Origin of the sequence: Endozoicomonas sp. (genome assembly GCF_051008435.1) — a bacterium.
Taxonomy (GTDB): domain Bacteria; phylum Pseudomonadota; class Gammaproteobacteria; order Pseudomonadales; family Endozoicomonadaceae; genus Endozoicomonas_A.
The window spans coordinates 1-3,187 of sequence record NZ_JBPCXO010000481.1; the positions used below are offsets into that span (position 1 = coordinate 1).

A 3,187-nucleotide genomic window follows, 5' to 3' on the forward strand; every position below is an offset into this window, starting at 1 on the left:
TGCATTACCTGTAAAACTGATGTTTTTTAGAATCAGGGAAAACAGCCTGACTGCTTCTCAGGAAAATCCGGCAAAACTATACGACGAAAGGTGTTCTACCTGTGCTTTGAAATTCCTATACATCAAGTGAGAAAAACTGCAGAATCGAGTGGCAGAATTAAATAGCTGAAGTTCTTCATCTCCATCAATGCGTGTATACATCAGGTAAGAACTTTTATTCTCATCTCCAGGGCTTATTTTATTGTATAGGCAACAATATTACCAACGGCATCTTTTGAATTGATCCACTCAACCGCCTTAGCAGAAATAGAGATAGACAATGCCAGAAAAAATGTAGTCAGTGCACAGGTGTATTTTTTAATCATTACTGCTTGTCTTTCGTTTTTTATACTTAATGTTTTAAGTACTCAATCAGAGTTGTTTCCCGTCACTGGGTGTCTGCTTTTTATTCTATCTTTGCTGGTCTCATTGAGCTGCTCCGGGCTCTATATCAAACGGCAGAGCATCTATAGAAAAGAATAAGACGACCGACTTACATATTTTTTACACTTTTTTTAAATCATTATATGGTTTTTGACCGAGGCAACCCTTCTCTGAAAAACCATTAAATATCATAAACTTATCAATAGCTTACTTAATCAAAGTGTCTTCAATCTATTTAAAATAAAAATCGAATACTATTCGAATTTTAATTAGGAACAGAGCCTATCTTGACTCCTCACTTTTAAACAGGGATAGTTCGTACCATCGTTTCAAATACCTGTTTAAATGAACAATAAAAACGTCATTTTAATAACCAGATATTTACAAAACGACAACAGAAATTCCTAATAAGCATAAATAGACTAGCGGCCTTTCGACCAGCGGACCTTATAAGACTTCAAAAGAGCATACAGGGTTCGTAATCAGGCAGGCTCGTTCCACTTGTTGATAAAAAACAAAGAGTCGCCTCGGTCTTGCCACCATCAGGAGTTGTAATGACAAGCCATACACGTTCCTCTCGTTTTTTCGCCTCTCCATTCGCAGTAGCCTCTTCCCTGGCGATTGCTGTATCAGCAGGTAATGCTGTAGCCGGTGGTTTTGAAAAAGCGACCCTCTGGGATGCGCAATACAGTGCACTGGCAGGTGCCGCTGTTTCTTCCGTAGATGATTCCAGCGCTATCTTCTTTAACCCGGCCGGTATGGCTTTTGCGGAGTCCAATGATATTGCTCTGCACGTTTCTCCAACCTTTACCACCACCAACGGCCCTGCAGCTGGTGACAACACCTTCATTGATGGTGAAACCAACTTCTCCCCAGCGGGTGGTTTTACCGGCCTGTTCAAACTGAACGACAAGTTCACTATGGGTTACGGTGTTTATGCTGCCGGTGGTGCTGCATCTAAATATGAAGATGTCACTGTTGGAGACAGCTCAAACCCTATTGGTGGACTCTGGCCTGGCTCCAGTCCTGTAACTGGTGATTACTCAACCGAGATCCGTGTTATTGAAGCAGGCCTTGGTCTGTCTTATAGAATCAATAATAACTGGGCAGTAGGCGGCACTTATCGTCTGACTTATGCCACAGCTGATATCAACATGCTGGCAACCAAAGACTCTCCATTCGGAAAAGTCGGTGCTTCTGTTGGTTACAATGACATGAGCGGTTTAAATACTTTTGGTGTTCGTCTGGGTGCAATGTACCGCTCTGATGACAACCGCTGGGGCTGGGGAATCAACTACCGTTCTGAAGTTGATATTGAAGCTGATGGTGATTACAACTATAGAGATGGCACTGGTGCCACGGTTAAAGGGGATGCTACTGCTAAAACCGGTCTGCCAATGCAGATATCTACCGGTGTAGATTATCAGGTCGCACCAGACTGGACCCTGTTTGGTGAGATTACTTACTCTGAGTACAGCAACAACGAACAGATAAAGTTTGAGTCTGATGACGTTGGTTTAGCAGTGCCTGCTATCAACTCTAATTGGGAAGATCAGTACAACTATCGCATTGCTGCTGAATACACCGGGATTGAGAACTGGGCTCTGAGAGCAGGCTACATCTATACAACAGCCGTTGTACCAGAAGAGTATGCTGCTCCTACATTCTCCACCCCAGCTAACGCCCACTCCTTCACCTTCGGTGCTGGTACAACCATTCTAGATGGTCAAGTTGATCTGGACTTTGCAGCAGATTACAACATGGCTGAAAATGATAGTGTTAAAGGTGGTGGAAAGCTGAGTGATGCCAGCACTTCTCATCCTGGTAAATATGAATCCAACGCTTATGCGATTCATGCATCTGTGAAGTACAAGTTCTAAGACTGTTCTTCAGCAGAATCATGCAAAAGGCCGCTCATCGATCAGTGGCCTTTTTTATTTCAGAGATGATTATTCAACCCTCTCTGAGGCCCAATTGATACCAGGGCAACGATCACTGAGATTATTAATGGAGAGTTCCTGCTCTTTCAACTCCATGTCCGGAGGTTGTTGATCCCAATTGATTTTTACAACCAGCACCCGGTTGTACTCTTCGTTCCCCCAATCCTGCAATAAATAACGATTGCCAAACTGTTTCTGTAATTCCTTAACAAAACGCAGAATCTCAGTATGTTCCCAGACAATGTAAAGCGTTGAATGATGGTACTTGGTCTTGGTGACTTCTGTTGCTAATGCTCTCACCTTTTTGTAGCCAAACTCGACATTAACAGGCAGACCCAGACGAACAGCGGTCGGCTCTATGGTCGCCAGAGGTCGGATATAGTCGTAATGCTTTTGATCACCATGCCTTTCATAAACTCTGTCAGAAGGTTTGGGAGCAAAGAGAAAATCCGGCTTTGGATACTTTTCCAACAGCAAGTCTGGCAACATCAGAGACCGGTTCAACCCTCGGCAATCCTGCTATCCAAGGCCTGCTTTTGGCTTCTCGCCATGCCGGAAAATAACCAAAGTCTCTTCAGACAATTGAGCCATGGCAAAAGAGGCCATCAAACCAGTGAGCAGCATAAGAACCAGGTACTTCATAGACAACTTCTCTGCGGAAACTGAATGTGACTACAGATTAGTCGCTTAAAAACTACTAGGAGCCTGTCGGACTTATGCTTTCGAGCATAAATTTCAGTAGAACGAGTCGACAGTCTTGAGCGTTCTAGACAGCTTCGATGGATTCGTGAGAATAGTTGACCTATTTAATCGAATTCATCGAA

3 protein-coding genes are annotated in these 3,187 nt (G+C 43.4%); 1 reads left to right on the forward strand and 2 read right to left on the reverse strand.

What is annotated here, in order from left to right; genetic code table 11:
* The first annotated feature begins 977 nt into the window (after positions 1 to 977).
* Positions 978 to 2,303: an OmpP1/FadL family transporter gene (locus tag ACR2PX_RS23660; protein ID WP_434001811.1), complete on the forward strand. Its 1,326-nt coding sequence runs from the start codon at positions 978 to 980 to the stop codon at positions 2,301 to 2,303.
* 69 nt (positions 2,304 to 2,372) lie between these two features.
* Here the strand turns inward: ACR2PX_RS23660 and ACR2PX_RS23665 are convergent, their stop codons facing one another.
* On the reverse strand, positions 2,373 to 2,867 hold the full coding sequence (locus ACR2PX_RS23665; protein ID WP_434001812.1) for a hypothetical protein: 495 nt from the start codon (positions 2,865 to 2,867) through the stop codon (positions 2,373 to 2,375).
* A gap of 15 nt (positions 2,868 to 2,882) precedes the next feature.
* Positions 2,883 to 3,005, reverse strand: coding sequence for a hypothetical protein (locus ACR2PX_RS23670; RefSeq protein WP_434001813.1), 123 nt, complete (start codon positions 3,003 to 3,005; stop codon positions 2,883 to 2,885).
* Positions 3,006 to 3,187: the final 182 nt, after the last annotated feature.